Below are 20,561 nucleotides of genomic sequence, written 5' to 3'. Positions count from 1 at the left end.
TGTAGAAGAAGCAGTGGTGCGATCGCGCTATCGCATCTTTGGTTCTCGCCCAGGTGCTTACGGCGCAGGACTCCAAGGATTAATCGAATCGCAAAACTGGACAGATGACGAAGATTTAGCCCGCGCCTACATTAATTGGAGTTCTTACGCCTACTCTTCGGGAGCAGAAGCAGGGGGAGCAGGGGGACAAGGGGACAAGGGGGACAAGGGGACAAGGGGGCAAGGAGACAAGGAAAATAACTATACTCAATTTCCAATTTCCAATTCCCAATCCCCAGTCCCCAGTCCCCAGCCCCCGATCTCCAATCCCGAAGCCTTCAAGCAACGGTTGGCGCAAATGCAAGTTGTCCTACATAATCAAGATAATCGTGAACACGATCTACTAGATTCTGATGATTATTACCAATTTCAGGGTGGCTTAACTGCGGCGGTGCGTTCTCTACAGGGGAAAAATCCCGAAACTTATTTTGGTGATAATTCTATACCCGCTAAACCACGAGTCCGCCAACTGAAAGAAGAAATCGCCCGGGTGTATCGTTCTCGCGTAGTTAATCCTAAGTGGATTGCAGGAATCATGCGCCACGGATACAAAGGAGCCTTTGAAATGGCGGCGACGGTAGATTTTTTATTCGCCTACGATGCAACAGCTAAATGCGTCGAAGATTATATGTATCAAGGCATAGTAGAAGCTTACTTGCTCGATCCAGTAGTCTCGGAATTTATTCAGGAAAAGAACCCTTATGCACTGCGTGATATAGCTGAAAAATTATTAGAAGCACACAAGCGCAATTTGTGGGAGGATGTAAATATAGGAACATTAGAAGCTTTGAGAAACCTAGTACATCAAGCTGAAGCAGTGATCGAAGAAAAATTAATGGTGTAGGAAACAAATATGGAAAATCTTGCGTATTTGCACCTAGCTTTCGCCTACGAAGACAGCACACCCAGTGAATTGGTCTCCCTCAGTTCTTTGTTTAACAAAGCAGCTGCACCAGACTGGAAAAGGCTTTCAGGTAGGGCTTGGAAGTATATGTTGCCCCTTGCTCTGTCTTTATCTATTCTTGGCGCTGTTACTAGCGTCATGGCACTGGAACAAGGCGATCGAGGCCCTTCTGTCAGAAATCTACAACAAAAGTTGAAAACAGCAGGTTTTTACCAATCTTCTGTTACCCAAGTATATGACGCATCCACACAAGAAGCTGTGCGGCGCTTTCAAAAGGCTGCTGGTTTACCAGTGGACGGCATTGTTGGAGCAAACACCCTGCAAAAATTAGAAAGTTGGCAAGCGAAAAAGACTACTGCTGTAAGAAGCGCACAAGCCAAAAAGCGCAGTACTACTAGTTCAGCTAGTTCAGCAACTAGCCAACGTCGTAATTCCAACTACCTTGCAAAAGGGGCTGAAGGTGAAGATGTCAGAGCTTTGCAAGAACGCTTAAGAGTCGCAGGCTTTTATTACGGGAACGCTACAGGAATATTTGGCCCAATTACCGAAGAAGCTGTCAAGCGATTCCAAGATTCTTACAAATTAAGCGTTGACGGTATTGTTGGCCCAGCAACATTAGCTAAATTGCCGGGAGTTGGCATTGGTGATGGAGAAGAGGCTCCCACAAAGGTAGTCAATCGAAATAAATTTCGTGTAGGCGATCGCGGTGAGCCAGTTAGAGTACTTCAAGAACAATTAATCCAGGCAGGATACTTAGAGGGAGAGCCAAATGGCTACTATGGCCCTTACACTGCCGATGCTGTACGGAGATTCCAAGCAGCTAATTTCTTGTCAGCAAGTGGTGTTGCTGGCCCAACTACGCGAGCTAAATTATATAGCTCAGTTAATACTACTAGCAAAAGCGAATTTAATACCTTAGAAATCCAAACGCGACTACGGGAGCGGGGTTTTTATAAAGGCAAGCTCAACGGTGTGATGGCCGCTGACACCAAAAAAGCAATTAAACAAGCCCAAGAATTCTACGGCATCAGTCTCAAGGATCTTAAGAGCGGACGCTTTTAACATCCGCTTTGGCATTGTTAGTATCAGTCCCCAACTGGTTGCTTGCCTCCAGTAACAGTAAATTACGAACTGCTCAAAATTCCATTTATTTGGTTAATTTGAGTAGTTTTGTTTTTTATCTATCCAAGTGCTAAAGCGGCATCAGTGCCCGTTGGCACTTGGGACACACCGCATGGATGGTCATTTGACAGTCCAGCAGGTGAAAACCTTCTTTTTGAGAGGTTTTCGACCCAATTTTTAAAATTGAGTCATTTTTAAACTCTATAGTTGAGTTGCATCTAACACAAATTAAGTGATGGTGATGATGGGGATAGGGCTGGTTGATTTCATAATGCTTATGTCCCTCGCCCAGTTCTAGTTCCCGTAAAATCCCCATCCTAGCCATCAACTTCAAAGTCCGATAAATAGTTGACAGACTGATCCCTTCACCATCAGTTTCTAGCCGATGATAAAGATCCTCCGCACTCAGATGTTCACCTTGCGGAAGTTCTTGAAAAATGTGTAAAATTGTTTCGCGCTGGGGAGTTAATCGCCAGCCTCGTTCATTCAGTTCTGCCTTGAGTGAAGTAGTTGTGTAAACAGTCATACTAATATTTCTCAACAAAGCTCGTTAATTGAGAATATAACAAATCTTGGGAGCAATTTGCAACAATCATTGCCTATTGAGAATATATGCTAAATATTTAAGAACAATTCATCAAATCTTGAGCAAAAATCAAGTAATTAGCTGTAGTGCATTTAATTTGCATACAGCTAATAGTTAGGATACTTGTAACGATTGCATCCCTTGACTTTGAATTTTGTATAAGTTAATTTTGAATTGTTCAGTTGATCCCCACCTTCAAGATATTTGAGCAAAGGTATAGGGAAACTCTTGTACAACTAAATGCAAATAATTTGCTACAAGCCTTTAAAAGGCTTTTTACAAGGGGATCAAATCAGTCTTTTGTCCGTAGTCATTTGCCAAGTATAGTTTTATAATGACAAATGACTAATGACTAAGTTAAAGATTCCAAATAGTCGCGGATGAGGTTGCGACGCTTGGGTTGACGTAGCTTTTGCAAAGCTTTGGATTCGATTTGTCTGACTCGTTCCCGTGATAAATCGAGAGCGCGACCAATTTCTGCTAATGAGTAAGGATGACCATCTGCCAAACCAAAGCGCATCAAAATTACATCGCGTTCCCGGCTAGTCAAATCTGACAGAAGATGATGCAAATCTCTTTGTAAAGATTCTCGCATTAACATCTCTTCTGGGGTTACACAGTCAGTTTCGAGTAATTCACCTAACTCAGTGTCTTTATCTTTACCTACTTTGGTTTCCAAAGAAACGGAGCGAGGAACGCGCAACAAAACTTCTCGTACTTGGGTCGGTGTCATCTCTAACTCAGTTGCTAAATCTTCTAGAGTAGGGGTGCGACCTTTTTCTTGAGCAATTTTGCGTTGAGCCTTTTTGATTTTGTTTAACTTTTCGGTAATATGGACAGGGAGGCGGATGGTGCGACTAGAAGTAGCGATCGCCCGTGTAATTCCCTGACGAATCCACCAGTAAGCATAAGTACTGAAGCGATAACCCTTAGTTGGGTCAAATTTTTCTACAGCCCGCTCCAAACCAAGTGTGCCTTCTTGAACTAAATCCAACAATTCCAAACCGCGATTTTGATACTTCTTAGCAACAGACACAACTAAGCGAAGATTCGCCTTAATCATGTGTTCTTTTGCTTGGAGTCCTTGGTACTGAACTTGCTCCAACTCTTCTACAGTCAACTTGGCGATTTCAGCCCAGCGACGTTTCCCATCTGCCAAAGTCGGCCTAAGATCGGATAAAACTATATCAGCAGTAGCAGCCCATCTTTCCAAAGACGGCCGATGTCCCAGTTCTGAGGTAAGACGTTCTTGAACTTCAATTAACCGAAGATAGGGGGTAATCACTTCATCCCCTTCCTTGGCGGCCTTAGCAAGTACTATCCGCATCCGCAAGTAGCGTTGGACTTTTTGAGCTTCTGAAACCTCTTCATCGCGCCCCAACAAGCGAACCCGACCAATTTCTTGAAGATATAGACGTACTAAATCTGTACTCCGACGGTTAGTGTTAGCAGCAAAGTTAGCATTGTCAGCAGAAGCAATCTCTAGCTCCTGTAGGTCATCTACCGATAACTCACTTTCGTCAACCGTGAGATCCGAGTCCAAAGCCTGGCGGGACTTTTTGGTATTGTAGGGGGCATCTGCATAAAAAGATGTTGCTGGCATAAAGATCGTCTCAATGGCTCCAGGTAACAATAGATTTCGGTCAGCTTAGATTACGGTCAGCTATTCAACTGTTGCTATTGTTCCCGTGATTTACGATGAACTAACATGGTTGAACGTTCCATTACAGTTTTTTTTTTAAATTAACTCTAATGGTTTTATTGGATACAGCATTACTGAACTTAATCGGCTGCTAAACTTTTGATTAAACCAATAGCTATTCAAATCGGCAGCTAGGTTTTCAATATTTCAACTACTTAGTTAATATTTCAACCTTGATGGTTTTTCGATAGTACCTTTTGTAACACAGTATAAACATCCTTAAGTGAATGTCATCTTTATAATTGGCATAGTCACATTTACATGGCTACAAAAGTAATATCCTGACGATTTAGCAATTTTTTCTCAGGATTATTCAGGTATAAGTAGAGCTAATAGATATTGAGAAAGTGATTAGCATTAGCGGCAAAAATTCTATCGACACTGAGATAGAAGAGGTTGCAATAGGGTTTAGTCTACTGAAGTTATCTGTTGAGGTGAGCACGGGAAGCAGGGGGAGAAGAGAAGCAGGGGGGAGAAAAAATATAATTTAATACCCTTGTGTTAAGGAACGAACCACAAAGACGCGTACCCCTACGGGGAAGCAAGCTACGCGCAGCGTCTTGTTGACGCAGCCTCTCCTAAGAAAAGCTACGGTCGGTGTACACACAAGTCTTGCCGCAGCCATATCTTTATTAATAAATCTCGCACTACGTTTCTATTCCGCCTCGGAATCGAATTCCGAGTCTCATAGCTGAAGTCCACTTAAGTGGACTTTCGCTATCAGCCCTGAACTTCAGTTCTGGGCGCGATGTGGGTGAGTGTGACAGTTTCACTCTGACAAAAATGTGGTTAGAGGATTTTTCGACTTGTGTGTACACGTAGCCTGGAGAAGAGAAGGAAGAAGAGAAATTGAAGAATTTATCTTTTCGTCAAAGTTGAATTCACAGACTACTAGTAGTTACAATACGGTTCGGATAAGCAGGGGAGGAAAGAGGCTTATTGTTCAGTAATTCTCTCTCCCCCTGCTTCTCTTCTCCCCCTGCCTCAACCAAAAAATTCCTTAACCAAACGGTATTGCTAATAGTTGTACTCTGGCTTGATATCTCGCAGCATCAGTTCATCAAGCGCTTGTCGAGGTGTGACTTCACCCTGAAGTAAACGATAAACTTGCTCAGTAATTGGAACAGGAATATTTTCTTGCTTGGCTCGTTGCATCAAAACCCGGCAAGTATTCACTCCTTCAGCAGTTCCTTGTAAATTTTCGAGAGTTTCTGTAAGTGACTTACCACCAGCTAGCTGATAGCCGACTTGGTAATTGCGACTTAAGGGACTATTGCAGGTTGCTAACAAATCTCCTAGACCTGATAAACCATAGAATGTTTCTGTCTTCGCACCCCAGTTGTTGCCGATGCGAACCATTTCTGTGAGTCCACGGGTGACTAGAGCAGCTTTGGCATTGGTTCCTAGTTGTAAACCATCGCACACACCGGCTGCGATCGCAATCACATTTTTCAGCGTTCCCCCCAATTCCACCCCCAAAGGATCGGGATTGGTGTATACCCGAAAACGCCCAGAAGAAAATACTAACTGCACTACTTCCGCAGCCGTGGGAATATTACTGGCTACCACCGTTGCTGCTGGTAATTCCATTTGAATTTCTTTAGATAAATTAGGCCCAGACAGGACAACCACTGCATGGTTAGGGAATACTTTTTGCCAAATTTGCGACGGCGTACAGGTAGTTTGAGGGTCTAAGCCTTTCGTCGCTGTGACAAAAATTGTCTCTGGAGAAAGCGGGAAAGACTGGACTTGGGAAGCAACATCCCTCACACCAATCATCGAGATAGCGGATAGGACGATTTGGACATCTTTTAAAACTGCTTGGATAGTTTGCGAACCTTGACGCGACCACACGCGCACCTGATGACCATTTGCGGCGGCGAGATTTGCCAGAGATGCACCCCAAGCACCCGCACCAAGAATTGCTACAGTTTTTGGATTAGTCATTAATCAAAAGTCTCCCCATCACCGAATTTTAGATTTTAAATTTTGGATTTTGGAATTGAATAATTCAAAATCCAAAATTTAAAAAGGTCTGAATGCGAACAGCATCTCTAAGAGTTGTGCCCGAATTTAAACGCAAGAACAAATCTAAAATCTAAAATTGGCTGCGGGGATAACGTTGCATTAATTCCCTGACTTGCTCTGCATGATATGAACTTCTTGTCAATGGTGAAGAAACAACTTGTAAAAATCCTATTTCTTCGCCGAATGCCTTCCAAGCAGCAAATTGTTCTGGATTGATAAATTCATTTACTTGCAAATGTTTTTGACTGGGTTGGAGGTATTGCCCAATTGTCAAAATGTCGCAATCTACGGCTCGCAAGTCTTGCATGACCTGGCGAATTTCGGCATCAGTTTCACCGAGTCCAACCATGATACCAGATTTAGTATATGTGCTAGGAGAAACTTGGCGAGAACGGTGCAATAATTCTAATGTGCGATCGTAGTTTCCTTGGGGACGCACCCGGCGATACAGGCGTGGAACAGTTTCCGTATTGTGGTTTAATACCTCTGGCGCAGCTTGTAGAATCAACTCTAGAGCATTCCAATTACCGCACAAGTCAGGAATTAGTACCTCAATTGTGGTGTTGGGTGAAACAGTGCGAACCGCATTAATACACGCTATAAACTGAGATGCACCACCATCTGGCAAGTCATCTCGGTTTACAGAAGTGATTACAACATGATTAAGTTTCATGCGGCGAACAGCTTCTGCTAGTCGTGCAGGTTCCGTGGGGTCTAGTGGTTTAGGTTTTTTCTCAAAATCAATATCGCAGTAGGGACAAGCGCGTGTACAAGCCGGGCCCATAATTAAAAACGTGGCAGTCCCAGCATTGAAGCATTCACCAATATTTGGACAGGACGCTTCCTCACAAACTGTATTGAGGGCTAAATCCCGCAAAATATCTTTAACGTTACCGATGCGCTCACGCCCAGGTGCTTTTACCCGCAACCAGTCTGGTTTTACAGTCACAGTCCGCTTTTACCACTAGAGTTCTACAAATTTAATCGTAGCAAGCAAAGCCTTGGGTAAAGTGATCATATATATATATAGATGTAATTCTGTTATTTAGCATGGGTTATGATATTGTTAATTTATAATGGCATTTTTATGCCGGGATGTGGCGCAGCTTGGTAGCGCACTTCGTTCGGGACGAAGGGGCCGCTGGTTCGAATCCAGTCATCCCGATTTTTTTGTAGAGCGACAAATTATTTGACCGTGGCGACAAATTATTTGTCAAAATCCGTGGAGCGACAAATTATTTGTCAACAGCTTTCGTATGGACTTAAATATAGCTGACTTTCTTTGAGTGGAGTGGGAGGCTCAGTTATAAACTCACCATAATTCCAATATATTTGCAAACATTCAGGATAATCCCGAACGAAGTGCGCCTTTCAACCCTCCCAAAAAGCTTGCAATTTAAATAAAAATTCAACAATACTAAGCTGTTAAGCATTTAATTTGCACATTGAGATCGCAGGGGGCAGGGGGCAGGGGAGAGGGTTTGCAGCTTTTACCACCATGAAAATGGTGCAATTTAAATGACGATTAGCTTAGTAACTTATTCGTACACCGGATGGTTGTTGAAACAAGCCACTTGCCCTGTGGCTTGCAAATACTGCTTCATCTTTCAACCCACCCCTAGCCGGGATGGTTGTTGAAACCTCTCTAGAGCTTGCTACGTAGAGCGCCGTTAGCCTTTCAACCCACCCCTAGCCGGGATGGTTGTTGAAACTTAGAACGGGAACTATCGCCTGGGGATGTGATAGATATCTTTCAACCCACCCCTAGCCGGGATGGTTGTTGAAACTTTTTTGGAGTTAAATATGACATTTCTAGATGCTTCCTTTCAACCCACCCCTAGCCGGGATGGTTGTTGAAACCCAGTCGTCGCCTCAATAACATCGAGGGGAGCTTGCGTCTTTCAACCCACCCCTAGCCGGGATGGTTGTTGAAACACTATATTGCATACTAAAGCAATAAAAGCAATAAACTTTCAACCCACCCCTAGCCGGGATGGTTGTTGAAACCTCTCGATGCCCAACGGTTGATTGGCCTACAAGACTTTCAACCCACCCCTAGCCGGGATGGTTGTTGAAACTTCAGTAGTTATTCGGCAACTGATTCAGCGCAACTTTCAACCCACCCCTAGCCGGGATGGTTGTTGAAACCCCGCCGCCTAGACCCCTTGCAAATAAAGCTTTCCAAAGACAAATTTGGCATATCTCTGAAAAAGCTTCCTTTGTTTCACATCAAAAAACTAAATCAACTGACATACTAGTTTCTGAAGTTAAGACATTACAAGGGTTTTAAGATTTTGGCAGAACTCCAGGGATTTTGCCCCTGCTTCGACATGCCAAAAAAATATTTGAGAGGGTTCCCCCGACGAAGGGGGTGATTCAGTAGCCACCACTGTAGTAATCCACACCGTTATGAATAACGGTTACGCTTAAAAGCCTTACTCCTTATTGCTGGGAGCGCACCTATCCCATCTATAGAATTCTACAGATGGCAGCATCAGAAGCGGGCAGCTACCAGGGTCAGAAAGCATGACGGTCTGACAACCGCCAAACTAACCCAAATTTATCACAGTACATTGGCTCAAAAGAGCATGAACTGCGGCGCTGTTATAACAATATTATATTTTCAAGGTTCGGATTAGTGAATTAAATTAAAACGGCTTGACGTTCTTGGTAAGCAAAGACGGCTAAATCTCGCGCTTTTTCTTGTGGACTACCTCTGATTGGCTGTGTAACAATTTCAGTATAAATTCCAACTTTTGCAGCTTGGGATTGAATGCTCTCAATTAATCGACCATAACTCCAGCGATGAACGCTCATACGATATTCTTTGGCGTATTTTTGTTGAGCTTCCTTGTAACCAGGACATTTCTTCTCTGCTTTGGCTTGAATTTCACTCTGGATTATTTCCCGTATATCACGTAGTTTTGGTAGTACAATGCTCCCTGCTTGATAGTTTTTGGCGATCGCAATAATTGCATCAGCCAATAATCTATCGACATATTGCCCTAACTCTGATTCACCAAAGGAGTTGGGTGCATTCTGTTTCTGAGCTATGTGACGTTTATGAGATAGGCGTTGCTGCTGCTGTCGCTGGCGATTGAGAAGGTTGTAGTTTTTACCAAGTAGTTGTTTGACACCGCGATAAGCTAGAACTTCACCTTTAACAACATCTACCACGGCTACTGTTACTGGCTTTTCTAGACCAAAACTAACGCCAACTAGGATTGAGGGTTGTCCATGATAATTAGGCTTACTGGGACGAGGGAAAGGGTTATGAATTCGATCTAACGTGGATTGGTGACGAGTAATAGAAGCTTGCTGTTGAGGGTTGAGGTCATCTTTCTGTTTTTGTTTCACTAAAATTTTGTTAATTTTTGTGACTTTCTCTTCAATTACTTGTTGAGTTCCTTCATTAGTCAACATCCGAGTATCTAAAGCACAGTAAAGATTTAGTTGATTTACTTTCCAAGGTTCACCTTTTTGCTCACCTGACAACCAAGCAAGCCTTCCTGAGCGCAGAGTAAACAAACTGCTTGAGTATTGGTTTTTACTATTGCGTTTAATTTCTTGATCTTCTAAAAAGCGTTGGAAATAGTGCAAATGACGCTTATCGCAGTAAATCTCAAAGGTCAGTTTTCCCAAGCCATTGAACTGAACAAAGAGACGATTTTTTTCATTTTTTAACCATGTCATATCTTCGTTAGATTCGTAAGCTACAGGAAAGGGGACATCAGCAGTTCTTCTTAAAAGTGCTGCTTGCCAAGCTTTTACCTCTTTTTCAGTTTGAGGAACATTGACGGTGACAATTTCTAAAGTTTCTAACCACTCCTCCCTGGTGAAATCTCTACCTTTAGGTATGCGACTTTGGAGTTGGTCTTTTAATCGCTCAATTTCTATTTCCTTTTTGCGTCTATTTCTAGTAAATTCTTCTGTGTCTTCGTCGAGTTCACTGATTTTACAGTTATTTTTGAGCAGATATGCGAGAGCGTAACGAGTAAGAGGGTCTTGTATTTCTTCGTAAGTGGTTAAAAAAATTTTAAAAAGCGAAGATTTTTTGGAATTTGTAGATTTTTTAGTCTTTTTACCCTTTATCTGGTTGTTATTCTGCTCGGACTGGGGGGGAAATTGGGTAAGAATTTCGGTCGCTTTAGTCCGAATTGCGTTTAAGCTACATTGACTTTCTTGTTCGAGTTGTAGATCACTTTTGAGGATTGTGAGCCAACGTTCTTTCCCTTCTATTTGGCGCTTTCTTCGTTTCTGTAAAGCAAACCAAGATTTATATACATAATCTACTAGAGCGATCGCTGAGGTGTAAAAGCGTCCGGGTTGACCTGCAAAACGCTCTTGGCTTTTGAGGGAGTTAACAAGCGTTTTGAGGAATTTAGTAGATATTTTGCCTTTTTCTAGCCAGGTTTCAAAGTCTGGATGTTTTCCTACCTGTGCCAGTAATTCGTTGATGAGTGGTGTATTTTTTTCAGCCATCAGTTCCCACAGTTGACGGAGAATGTCTTCTTCAGCAACCAAGCGACATTGAATTGTAATAACGCTCATGGTGTCCTCAGCTTTGTGGATTCGATAAAACTGACGGGGTTGTTAATTGTTTTTTTAATTTTTTAATTATACCGCAATTCCGCAATACCGCAATACCGCAAATGTTTTTTTACTGAGAGGCTGTGCAAAAATAAAAGCCGCAAACTTTGGCTTCAAATTACGATGGCAGAAGAAACTAGAGAGGTTAGGGGAAGACTCCCTAAAGACTTAAAAATTGCATTTGAGATAGCCTGCGCCCGTCTGGAAATAACCCAGACAGCGGCATTGGAGGAGGCTATTAAGGAATGGTTGAAAAAACATGAGTCTACGTCTAGTGACAAATAGAGTCAGTTAACAGCAGTAGACGTTTTATTTGGGTTAACTAATTCTTGGTAATGGTGGCTATATCCTGGAACCGTTTCGGTTCTGGTAATTCCTATCAAAATCCTCAATAGACGGTACAGTGCGATCGCAATTTCTCATCAAATCTGACTACCACAATCACATATAAGCCTGACTAACTGGGTTGGAATTTATAGTAATATCAGTACTAATACTGATACGTTTTGCATGATGCATTGCTACATTTTAAACATACAATTTGGTATGCTTGCTCACGCTTATAGCCATAATTATGTATGGCTATGATGGGCAAAATATATCGATACTTTTATTAAATAGACTCAAATGGTTTAAATAATGTAAATTAATGTACTCTTAAATTAAGTATTAAAAAATACATTGGTTTTTGGGCTAAGTAAATTTACAAGTATTTTAAATCCTAAATTTTTATACTCAATTAAAATCTACGGATTTGTAACTGTAAGCGATCGCTTCACAGGTAATTTTTCATGCAAAAAATGGCTTTTCTGCGGTTGGTGTAGGGATTTCAGCGTGCAAAGGATTCTAGAGGATGAGTGTTGTTACTGGGCAAATTGTGCGGGTGCGATCGCGGCAGTATCTTGTAGAAGATGTAGTGGCTAAACCTTTGGTGAAGGAAGACACTTTAGTTTGCCTTTCGTGTTTGGAAGATGATGCGTTAGGAGAACAGTTAGAAGTTCTTTGGGAAAGGGAAGTTGATGCGAAAGTCATAGGTAAAACTTCCTGGGAGTCCATAGCAAACCGAGGTTTTGACAATCCCCGTCTATTTTCGGCTTATCTCCACACTCTGCGCTGGAATTGTGTTACCTCAACTGACCCGAAACTTTTTCAAGCACCCTACAGAGCAGGTATTGAAGTCAAAGCTTACCAGCTTGAACCGCTACGTAAAGCTTTATTAATGCCTAGAGTAGCTTTGTTTATTGCTGACGATGTTGGTTTAGGGAAAACCATCGAAGCAGGGCTGATTTTAAGAGAGATGTTGATGCGGCAAAAAGTTCGCCGTGTTTTGATTTCCTGTCCGCCGTCGGTTGTACGGCAATGGCAAGAAGAAATGGAAAGCCGCTTCGGGCTGACTTTTGTGATTTTTGACCGTGAGTTTGTGGCTAGTCGTCGTCAAGAACGGGGTTATGGAATTAACCCTTGGACAACTCACAGCCGTTTCATTATTTCTCATGCTTTGTTACGCGATGAAACCTATGCTGCTCCTTTGCGTGATTGGTTGGGAGATTTTACAGGCGCATCAATGCTGATTCTTGATGAAGCACACAACGCCGCCCCAGCTAGTGGTGCAAAGTACGCTGTAGATTCTCAGTTAACCCGCACTGTGCGCGATATAGCGCCCAGGTTTGAACATAAGCTGTTCCTTTCTGCTACTCCTCATAATGGTCATTCCAATAGTTTTGCAGCTTTATTAGAAATCCTCGACCCGCAACGGTTTTGTCGAGGTGTCCCTGTGCGAGATAGCAAGCTCTTAGACACAGTGATGGTACGGCGGTTAAAGCAAGATTTACGGGAGATTGGCGAAGAATTTCCCGAACGGCGGGTGATTCCTATCGTTATCGATAACCTTCCAGAAGATGCGCCCGAATTGAAACTGTCACGGTTGCTACAAGAATACCGCAGTCTGCGGGAAGAACGGCTGAAGGAAGCACCAAAGTCAACGCAAAATGCGGCGATGTTAGTAATCACTTCGCTACAAAAGCGTCTGCTGTCTTCCATTGAAGCTTTTGCACGTACTTTGAAAGTTCATCGGATGGCGATAGAAAAGCAATCTGTTAACCCTTCAGCTTCTCTACGAGACACTACGCGAACGCTCAGGGCTAACCGTTCTGAAAACGCTATCGAGAATTTACCGTTACTGTTAGAAGCCCCTGGTGCTGACGATGAACGCGCTGAATTAGCAGAAGAAGAAGTACAAGCGGAAGAAGATACTCAGGTAACGGTGGCTACTGGGCAGGCTGCAAGCTTTGGGTTAAGCAGCCGGGAATTGGAAATTTTAGAAGAGATGACCGATGTAGCCAACCAAGCTAGATATCAAGCAGATCCGCGAGTTGAAAGGTTAGTGGCGTGGATTAAACAAAATCTCTGTCCTGATTTGGGTAAACCTAATGCTGCTTGGTTAGATAAGCGAGTCATTATATTTACTGAATATACAGACACAAAACGCTACCTACAGCAAAAGCTTCAAGAAGCGATCGCAGGCTCAGACAGAGAAAGGGAACGCATTGATGTATTTCATGGCGGTATTGGCGAAGAACGTCGGGAAGCCATTAAAAATGCTTTTAACTCCGACCCATCACGTCACCCCCTCCGCATTCTCATAGCTACGGATGCAGCACGGGAAGGGGTAAACCTGCAAAACAATTGTGCTGACCTATTCCATTTTGATGTGCCGTGGAACCCGTCGAGGATGGAACAGCGCAACGGGCGTATTGACAGGAAATTACAGCGATCGCCTATTGTTCACTGCTACTACTTTGTTTTAGCGCAACGGACAGAGGACAAAGTATTGAAAGTGCTGGTGAAGAAGACCGAAACAATTCAAAAAGAATTGGGGACGCTTTCGCCAGTTGTGCAGAAAAATTTATCACGGTTGCTGTCAGATGGTATTCGCCACAATCAGGTAACTAATATTACTGCTTCCATAGAACAAACTGATTTACCTAATTTACAGATAGTAAACGAGGAATTGGAAGAAAATCGACTGCGGAGAGAAGAATTAACCAAGCAATTATCCCAGTTGCAAGAGATGTTGAAAACGTCGCGGGATTGGTTGGGACTGAGTGATGAACACTTCCGCAATGCTATTTCCGCTTCTTTAGAAATTCTCGGTGCAACTCCCCTCACCCCAGTGGATAGTCAAGAAGCTTGTCAAGACTCTGCTACTGCACGCTGGGTGCTTCCACCCCTTGACCAACGCGCAGACCCAACTTGGGCGAATACTCTTGATACCTTAAGACCGCCACGCAAGAAAGGACAAAAGCCTTGGGAATGGCGACGGGAAGCAGCGATTCGTCCGGTAGTATTTCGTGACCCTTGTTCGTTAGATGGGGATGTGGTTCACCTGCATTTAGAACATCGGGTTGTACAGCGTCTTTTAGGAAGATTTTTAGCGCAAGGGTTTTTACATGATGAGTTAACCCGCGCTTGCGTTTGTCTGACTGATGACCCAATACCGAAAGTTATCGCCTTGGGACGCTTATCTGTTTACGGACAGGGTGCTTCGCGGTTGCATGACGAAGTAATTGCGATCGCTGCGGAATGGTCTGATCCAGTTGCTAGGGGACGCAAGAAACTACAACCTTTAAACGAAGGGGAGAAAGACAGCGTACTGGCTTTGTTAGAAGATTCTTTAGCTTCCCCTCGTTTGCAAAAAGCATCCCAGACGATTAAAGAACTGCTGAAGCAGAATGCTACTGAAGATATTGCTGATTTGATTCCCCATTTAGAACGTCGTGCCAATATTTTGGCTCAAAGGGCTGAGAAAAAGTTAACCGAACGGGGCAAAAAAGAAGCTGTGGAGATGAAAAAAATTCTCGAACAGCAGCAGCAGCGTATTAGCCAACGCAAGCAGGAAATCGAGCAAATCAAAGCTATCCAGCTATCGATTCCGTTTGCAGAGTTCCCGGCCGAGGAAAAACGGCAGTTAGAAGCAGACCGTCGCCACTGGGAGGAGAGACTGAAGAAACTTGCTGGAGAGATTAATTCTGAACCTGCCCGAATTGAGGCTTCCTACGAAGTTAGGGCGGTACGAGTTGAACCAGTGGGATTGATTTATTTGTGGCCAGTTTCGGGTTAAGGGGTGAGGGCTATGATTAAGGATAGAGAAATTCAAGCGCATAAGGAATGGTTGGGCTTTCTTCAGCCAGTGGGGTTGGTAGTGTCGCCAACGGCGTTAAATAATGCCCAAATGTCGGTAAATCGCAACGTTGTTGAGTTACAGCAACGGTTAACCGAAATAGTTAGCCAAGATTCTTCCGATGACAGCAGCAACAACACCTGCGTCCTTTCTGACTTTCCCACCTTCACTGTTGAAATTCTGGGTTGGCAACCAACAGATTTAGTCGAGAGTCCAGAGGATTTGGCGGTATCGCTACCAGAATACAGTGAAACCTTACAACCAACCTATGCCATACCCAACCCTGATAACGGTGGTTGGTTAATGCTGGTACAGGTCATTTCCTCTGGTACTGACCTTGATAGAGTCAGCGAGAATATCAAATCTACAGGATGGCACGCCAACCCCCAGGCGAAGTTTGAGCGACTGTTGCGGGAGAAAGAAATTCCTGTAGGTATTTTGTGTAATGGTACTGAATTACGTTTGGTATATGCCCCACGCGGTGAATCTTCTGGACACCTGACGTTTCCGGTACAGGCGATGTGCGAAGTATCGGGACGGTTGATTTTGGGTGCAATGCAGATGTTGTTGGAAGAACAGCGAGTGTTCAATGCGCCAACAGACCGCCGTTTAGTAGCCTTGCTGCAAAATAGCCGCAAGTACCAAAACGAAGTTTCTACCAAGTTATCAGAACAGATAGTTGATGCGCTGTGGGAATTACTGCGTGGTTTTCAAGCTGCGAATGACCATGCTAAAGGACTCTTGCTTGATGACATTGCCCAAAACGACCCCCAACACATCTACGGTGGATTAATTACAGTTTTGTTGCGGTTGGTGTTTCTGTTGTATGCGGAAGATGAGGGTTTGATGCCGCAGGGTTCCATTTACACGCGCAACTATTCGGTAACTGGACTGTATGAGAGATTGCGCGAGGATGCGGGTAACTATCCTGACACAATGGAACAGCGTTATGGTGCTTGGGCGTGGTTACTCAGTCTTTTTCGCTTAGTTTACGATGGCGGCTGTCATGCTGATTTATATTTGCCAGCGCGTCACGGACAGCTTTTTGACCCAGATGAGTACGCATTTTTAGAAGGTCGTTCTCGCCATACTACCTATAAAGAATGGGATTTGATTGAACCGCCACGCATTTCTGATGGAGTAATTCACAAAGTATTGCAAGGGTTACTTGTTCTTGATGGTGAGCGTTTATCATACCGTTCTTTAGATGTTGAGCAAATTGGTTCAGTGTACTCCGCGATAATGGGTTATGAGGTAAATAATGCTACTTCAAAATCAATTGGTGTATGGAGTAAACCCAAGAGTGCGAAAACCTCTGTAACTGTCGTTGTTAGCGTCGATGAAGTTTTAAACACCAAAGCCAATGACAGGGCGAAGTATTTAAAAGAAGTTGCAGGTTGTGAAATTTCCGGTAAATCATTGGCCGAGTTAAAGCAAGCGAAAACCGCCGAGGATTTAATTGCAGCTTTAGGGCGGAAGATATCGCCGCAAACACCCGCTTTACTGGCGGCTGGTTCATTGTATTTGCAACCAGGGGAAGAACGGCGGCGTAGTGGTTCTCATTATACGCCTCGTGCGTTGACAGAACCGATAGTTAAAGAAACCCTCAGACCTGTTTTGGAAGCATTGGGAGAACGTCCCACACCAGACCAAATTTTGGCTTTGAAGGTATGTGATTTAGCTGTAGGGTCAGGCGCGTTCTTAGTAGAAGCTTGTCGTCAGTTGGCAGAAAAACTGGTGGAAGCTTGGAATCAACATGGCATGATTTCAGATGTTCCATCGGATGAAGAACCGTTACTTTATGCGCGGCGTTTGGTGGCGCAGCGTTGTTTGTATGGGGTGGATAAAAACCCGTTTGCGGTGAATTTGGCGAAGTTGTCTTTATGGTTGGTAACTTTAGCCAAGAAGCACCCTTTTACATTTTTAGACCATGCGCTGAAATGTGGGGATTCGTTGGTAGGTTTAACCCGCGACCAACTTGTTAAGTTTAACTGGGAAAAAGATACTACCTATGATGATAAAGAGTTGCCTTTGTTTAATGAGCAACTAAATAAGGTTAAGTTTAACCGTGATGAGATTCAGAGTTTAGGTGAAGAAAATTACGATGCCAAGCGTGATTTTTATCAAGCAACTGAGGAATTATTACATGATGCTCGTCTCAAAGGTGATTTAGTGATTGCTTCTTTCTTTGCGGCAGAGAAAGATAAAGCGAGGAAGGAGGAGAGAGATAAATTATTTCAAAACTATTTTAAATGGCGGCGAAATTCAGATGAAAGTGCAGAGGTTTTAAGTATTAGTAAAAAAATGCGGCAAGCAGATAAATCTGTGAAGCCGTTTAATTGGGAAATTGAATTTCCAGAGGTATTTCATAGAGATAATCCAGGGTTTGATGCGATTGTTGGAAATCCACCGTTTATGGGTGGTAGTAGAATTTCTACAAATTATTCAAAAGAGTATCTTGACTGGATAACCACCTATTTCCCAGAAACAGGTAATCGAATGGATTTAGTTGCATACTTTTTCCGGCAAGCATTTAATGTATTACGAAAAGATGGAACATTAGGGCTTATTGCAACAAATACTATTGCACAAGGAGATACAAGATTAGGTGGATTACGTTATATTTGTAATTCTGGCGGTTCTATATATAAGGCACAGAAGAGATTTAAATGGCCAGGTTTTGCAGCAGTTATAGTTAGTATCATTCATATCATTAAGGGAAATTATCAAAAAAATAAATTGTTGGATGGAAAATATTATAGTTCAATATCCGCTTTCTTATTCCATGCAGATAGCCATAATAATCCCATATCTTTGCTAGAGAATAAAAATAAATCTTTTATAGGAGTAAAAATATATGGGCAAGGCTTTTTGTTTGATGATAATGATGCTAAAGCAACGCCTATTAAAGAAATGCACCGTCTTCTAGATAAGAATCCTAAGAATTTGGAACGCATTTTTCCTTATATAGGAGGTGAAGAAGTAAATTCTAGCCCAACTCATTCCCATACTCGTTATGTGATTAATTTTGGGGAGATGACTGAAAATGAAGCTAGGTTGTGGAGTGATTTCATGATAATTCTGGAAGAAAAAGTTAAACCAGAAAGAGAAAAAGCACCTGCACAAGTAGCTAAAACACCTTGGTGGCAATTCTTTAATAAAAGAACTGAACAATATAAACTGATTGCTCCTTTTGAAAAAGTTTTAGTATGCTGTCAAACAAGTAAATATCGAACATTTACATTTTTGAAATCTAATTATGTGTTCGATCAAAAATTAGTTATATTTGCTTTACCAAAATTTTCGTCTTTTGCAATAATACATTCCCGCATACATGAAATTTGGGCTTTATTCTTTGGTTCATCTATGAAAGATGATCCTGTATATACTCCCTCCGACTGTTTTGAAACCTTCCCCTTCCCCGAAAATTGGGAGACGAACCCCACGCTAGAAACCATAGGCAAAGAATACTACGAATACCGCGCCGCCTTAATGGTTCGCAACAACCAAGGACTCACCGACACCTACAACCGCTTCCACGACCCCGACGAATACGACCCCGAAATCCTCAAACTCCGCGAACTCCACACCGCAATGGATAAAGCCGTCCTCGACGCTTACGGCTGGTCAGATATCCCCACCGACTGCGATTTCATCCTCGACTACGAAGAGGAAGAAGACACAGAAAACAGCAGTGGACGACAAAAGAAAAAACCCTGGCGTTATCGTTGGTGCGAAGAAATCCACGATGAGGTTTTAGCACGCTTGCTTGATTTAAACCAAAAACGCGCCGAAGCAGAAATTTTAGGCGGTAAAGGTGCAGATAAATCCAAAACAAAAGGAAATACTAAAAAGACTCGGAAAACTGGAAAACCCACAACCAATAGCACTGCTACTATTCCTGGTTTAACAGAATCACAAACATATTAATTTCAACAAAATAGAAAAACTCATGGGTATTTTTATTCCACGCATCAATTCTGAATTGAACAATCCCAACAAGGATAATGAATTATCTTTAATTACCGAACCACCGCGAAAAGTAATCACAGGTCAAATAGACAAAGATGAATACGGGATTTTTGGTAATTGTTACTCACAATCCCAAGATTTTGTAGACTTATTATGTGAACAAACCTCTGGAATATTTTATGACATTAATACTCCAGAGCATGAAATAGGACAATGGACAGTAGATATTCTGCTTTGCGCTTTAAATGTTTTACCAAAAATTAAGGCTTGGCAAACACTACATAATAGTAATGCTGATGTGAAGTGGAAATGGGATGTAATTATAGAACACGAAGGTTATTTGTATCCTGTGCAAGTCAAAAGTGGTTTGGATGCAATTAAGGAATGTAAACAAAAATTTCGTGAAACTTTAGGTGAAGCAATAGAAAAACTAGGTGACAGAAAAGAAAGCATCCTAGAAAAATATGACAAGGAAATTGATAGCTATATGAAACGCAACAGGTTAACTTCGAGAAAAGATGCCAACATAGTTGCAAAAACAAAAAAAAGAGACCAAGAATTAGAACAATTGAATAATTTACTTGGCAACTATAAAAAAGCTAGTCCTCTTTATATTTGGGCTGCGCGTGACGAAGATACTATTAAAGCTTTAGTCCGCATATTCGCCCAACTCTTTTCTGCTAGTAGCAATGTTTCAGAATTAGAAGGACAAGCTTTGAAAGAATATAAAAATAAATATAGGAGTATTAAAGATATTTTAATAAAGGAGGAAAATGACAAAATTAATACTATCAAAGAAGTTGTTTTTTCTATAAATAAATATTTATCTTTAACCAGTAGTTCATTAGAAGAAAATGCTTTGATGAATATTGACACTAATAAGCCAAAGCGATTATTAGATATTTTATTGCTTAAAAAGGCTAAAGAATTGTTAAAGTTAGCAGAAAATACGCTGGCATATTACCACAAATCACTCAGCATTGCCCAAGATAGTTATGATGACAAAATAGTTGCTCAAGATAACAAACAAATTATCGAGCATTATCAAATCAAATTTAAAGAGAAAGTTTTAAAAGATATTCAAATACGAAAATACAGAAGTGCTAGAAGATTAGAGCAAAAAGTAACTCATGTAATCAGACAAGCAAAGAAACATCAACAAGATGATGAACTAGATATTGAAAACATAGAAAACTTGGTAGCATCTCAAGAACAAACCTTAATGAAAAATAAAAATATCAAGTATATTGAACCACAAACATTAATAGAATGCTTAGATAAACTCATAGAGTTGGATAGCAAAAGTAGTTACCAAAATCCGCAACTATTCGCAGAGATAAAAAACAAAATAATATATATGGCTTCTCAAGAAGTAACCTTAAAAACCGATAAAATTCCCGAATTTGATGATGTAAATTCTATATTTGCTTATTTTTAA

11 protein-coding genes, 1 tRNA gene and 1 CRISPR repeat array are annotated in these 20,561 nt (G+C 42.0%); of the genes, 7 read left to right on the top strand and 5 right to left on the bottom strand.

The window, feature by feature from the left end; all coding sequences use genetic code 11:
• Together VE944_RS32435 and VE944_RS32430 are read left to right on the top strand one after the other, a co-directional pair.
• Positions 1-883: cobaltochelatase subunit CobN (locus VE944_RS32435; protein ID WP_324987405.1), on the top strand; the 883-nt coding region annotated here is incomplete at its 5' end.
• Between the two features lie 9 nt (positions 884-892).
• The gene (locus VE944_RS32430; protein WP_324987402.1) at positions 893-2,005 is read left to right on the top strand and encodes a peptidoglycan-binding domain-containing protein; all 1,113 of its coding nucleotides are present in this window, start codon (positions 893-895) and stop codon (positions 2,003-2,005) included.
• A 130-nt stretch (positions 2,006-2,135) separates the two neighbouring features.
• On the opposite strand, the gene VE944_RS32425 is transcribed toward VE944_RS32430, so the two are convergent.
• From VE944_RS32425 to lipA, 4 genes are all read right to left on the bottom strand, one after another.
• The gene (locus VE944_RS32425; RefSeq protein ID WP_324987399.1) at positions 2,136-2,591 is read right to left on the bottom strand and encodes a Fur family transcriptional regulator; all 456 of its coding nucleotides are present in this window, start codon (positions 2,589-2,591) and stop codon (positions 2,136-2,138) included.
• Positions 2,592-3,003: 412 nt separating this feature from the next.
• Positions 3,004-4,254, bottom strand: a complete 1,251-nt coding sequence (gene sigC / locus VE944_RS32420) for an RNA polymerase sigma factor SigC (RefSeq protein ID WP_324987396.1) — start codon at positions 4,252-4,254, stop codon at positions 3,004-3,006.
• A gap of 1,116 nt (positions 4,255-5,370) precedes the next feature.
• Entirely contained in the window at positions 5,371-6,300 is a 930-nt protein-coding gene (locus tag VE944_RS32415; protein WP_324987393.1) for an NAD(P)H-dependent glycerol-3-phosphate dehydrogenase, read from the bottom strand.
• Between the two features lie 151 nt (positions 6,301-6,451).
• Positions 6,452-7,330 carry a lipoyl synthase gene (lipA, locus tag VE944_RS32410; RefSeq protein ID WP_324987390.1) on the bottom strand — a complete coding sequence of 293 codons (879 nt, stop codon included), beginning with the start codon at positions 7,328-7,330 and terminating at the stop codon, positions 6,452-6,454.
• Positions 7,331-7,472: 142 nt separating this feature from the next.
• Here lipA and VE944_RS32405 point away from each other — a divergent pair.
• Positions 7,473-7,546 (top strand) — tRNA-Pro (locus tag VE944_RS32405).
• A 439-nt stretch (positions 7,547-7,985) separates the two neighbouring features.
• Positions 7,986-8,529: a CRISPR direct-repeat array (repeat unit 37 nt; unit sequence CTTTCAACCCACCCCTAGCCGGGATGGTTGTTGAAAC).
• A 495-nt stretch (positions 8,530-9,024) separates the two neighbouring features.
• Here the strand turns inward: VE944_RS32405 and cas12k are convergent.
• On the bottom strand, positions 9,025-10,932 hold the full coding sequence (gene cas12k / locus VE944_RS32400) for a type V CRISPR-associated protein Cas12k (protein WP_324987387.1): 1,908 nt from the start codon (positions 10,930-10,932) through the stop codon (positions 9,025-9,027).
• A gap of 162 nt (positions 10,933-11,094) precedes the next feature.
• Here cas12k and VE944_RS32395 point away from each other — a divergent pair, with 162 nt between their 5' ends.
• The 4 genes from VE944_RS32395 to VE944_RS32380 all read left to right on the top strand — a co-directional run bounded on the left by VE944_RS32395 (position 11,095) and on the right by VE944_RS32380 (position 20,561).
• Positions 11,095-11,256 (top strand): hypothetical protein, encoded by a 162-nt coding sequence (locus VE944_RS32395; RefSeq protein WP_324987384.1) that lies wholly within the window; start codon positions 11,095-11,097, stop codon positions 11,254-11,256.
• Positions 11,257-11,824: 568 nt separating this feature from the next.
• Positions 11,825-15,091 carry a DISARM system SNF2-like helicase DrmD gene (gene drmD / locus VE944_RS32390; protein ID WP_324987379.1) on the top strand — a complete coding sequence of 1,089 codons (3,267 nt, stop codon included), beginning with the start codon at positions 11,825-11,827 and terminating at the stop codon, positions 15,089-15,091.
• Positions 15,092-15,103: 12 nt separating this feature from the next.
• A complete protein-coding gene (locus VE944_RS32385; RefSeq protein WP_324987377.1) occupies positions 15,104-19,081 on the top strand; it encodes an Eco57I restriction-modification methylase domain-containing protein in 3,978 nt (1,325 codons plus the stop codon).
• A gap of 22 nt (positions 19,082-19,103) precedes the next feature.
• Positions 19,104-20,561 carry a hypothetical protein gene (locus VE944_RS32380; RefSeq protein ID WP_324987374.1) on the top strand — a complete coding sequence of 486 codons (1,458 nt, stop codon included), beginning with the start codon at positions 19,104-19,106 and terminating at the stop codon, positions 20,559-20,561.

This window comes from Nostoc sp. (assembly GCF_035638895.1).
Classification (GTDB): Bacteria; Cyanobacteriota; Cyanobacteriia; order Cyanobacteriales; family Nostocaceae; genus Nostoc.
This window is presented reverse-complemented; position numbering and strand designations above follow the sequence as displayed.

What these genes read in the sequence shown, in the direction of transcription:
- VE944_RS32430 (WP_324987402.1), top strand. Translation starts at nt 893, where the DNA reads ATGGAAAATCTTGCGTATTTGCACCTAGCTTTCGCCTACGAAGACAGC.
- VE944_RS32425 (WP_324987399.1), bottom strand. Translation starts at nt 2,591, where the DNA reads ATGACTGTTTACACAACTACTTCACTCAAGGCAGAACTGAATGAACGA.
- sigC (WP_324987396.1), bottom strand. Translation starts at nt 4,254, where the DNA reads ATGCCAGCAACATCTTTTTATGCAGATGCCCCCTACAATACCAAAAAG.
- VE944_RS32415 (WP_324987393.1), bottom strand. Translation starts at nt 6,300, where the DNA reads ATGACTAATCCAAAAACTGTAGCAATTCTTGGTGCGGGTGCTTGGGGT.
- cas12k (WP_324987387.1), bottom strand. Translation starts at nt 10,932, where the DNA reads ATGAGCGTTATTACAATTCAATGTCGCTTGGTTGCTGAAGAAGACATT.
- VE944_RS32395 (WP_324987384.1), top strand. Translation starts at nt 11,095, where the DNA reads ATGGCAGAAGAAACTAGAGAGGTTAGGGGAAGACTCCCTAAAGACTTA.
- drmD (WP_324987379.1), top strand. Translation starts at nt 11,825, where the DNA reads ATGAGTGTTGTTACTGGGCAAATTGTGCGGGTGCGATCGCGGCAGTAT.
- VE944_RS32385 (WP_324987377.1), top strand. Translation starts at nt 15,104, where the DNA reads ATGATTAAGGATAGAGAAATTCAAGCGCATAAGGAATGGTTGGGCTTT.
- VE944_RS32380 (WP_324987374.1), top strand. Translation starts at nt 19,104, where the DNA reads ATGGGTATTTTTATTCCACGCATCAATTCTGAATTGAACAATCCCAAC.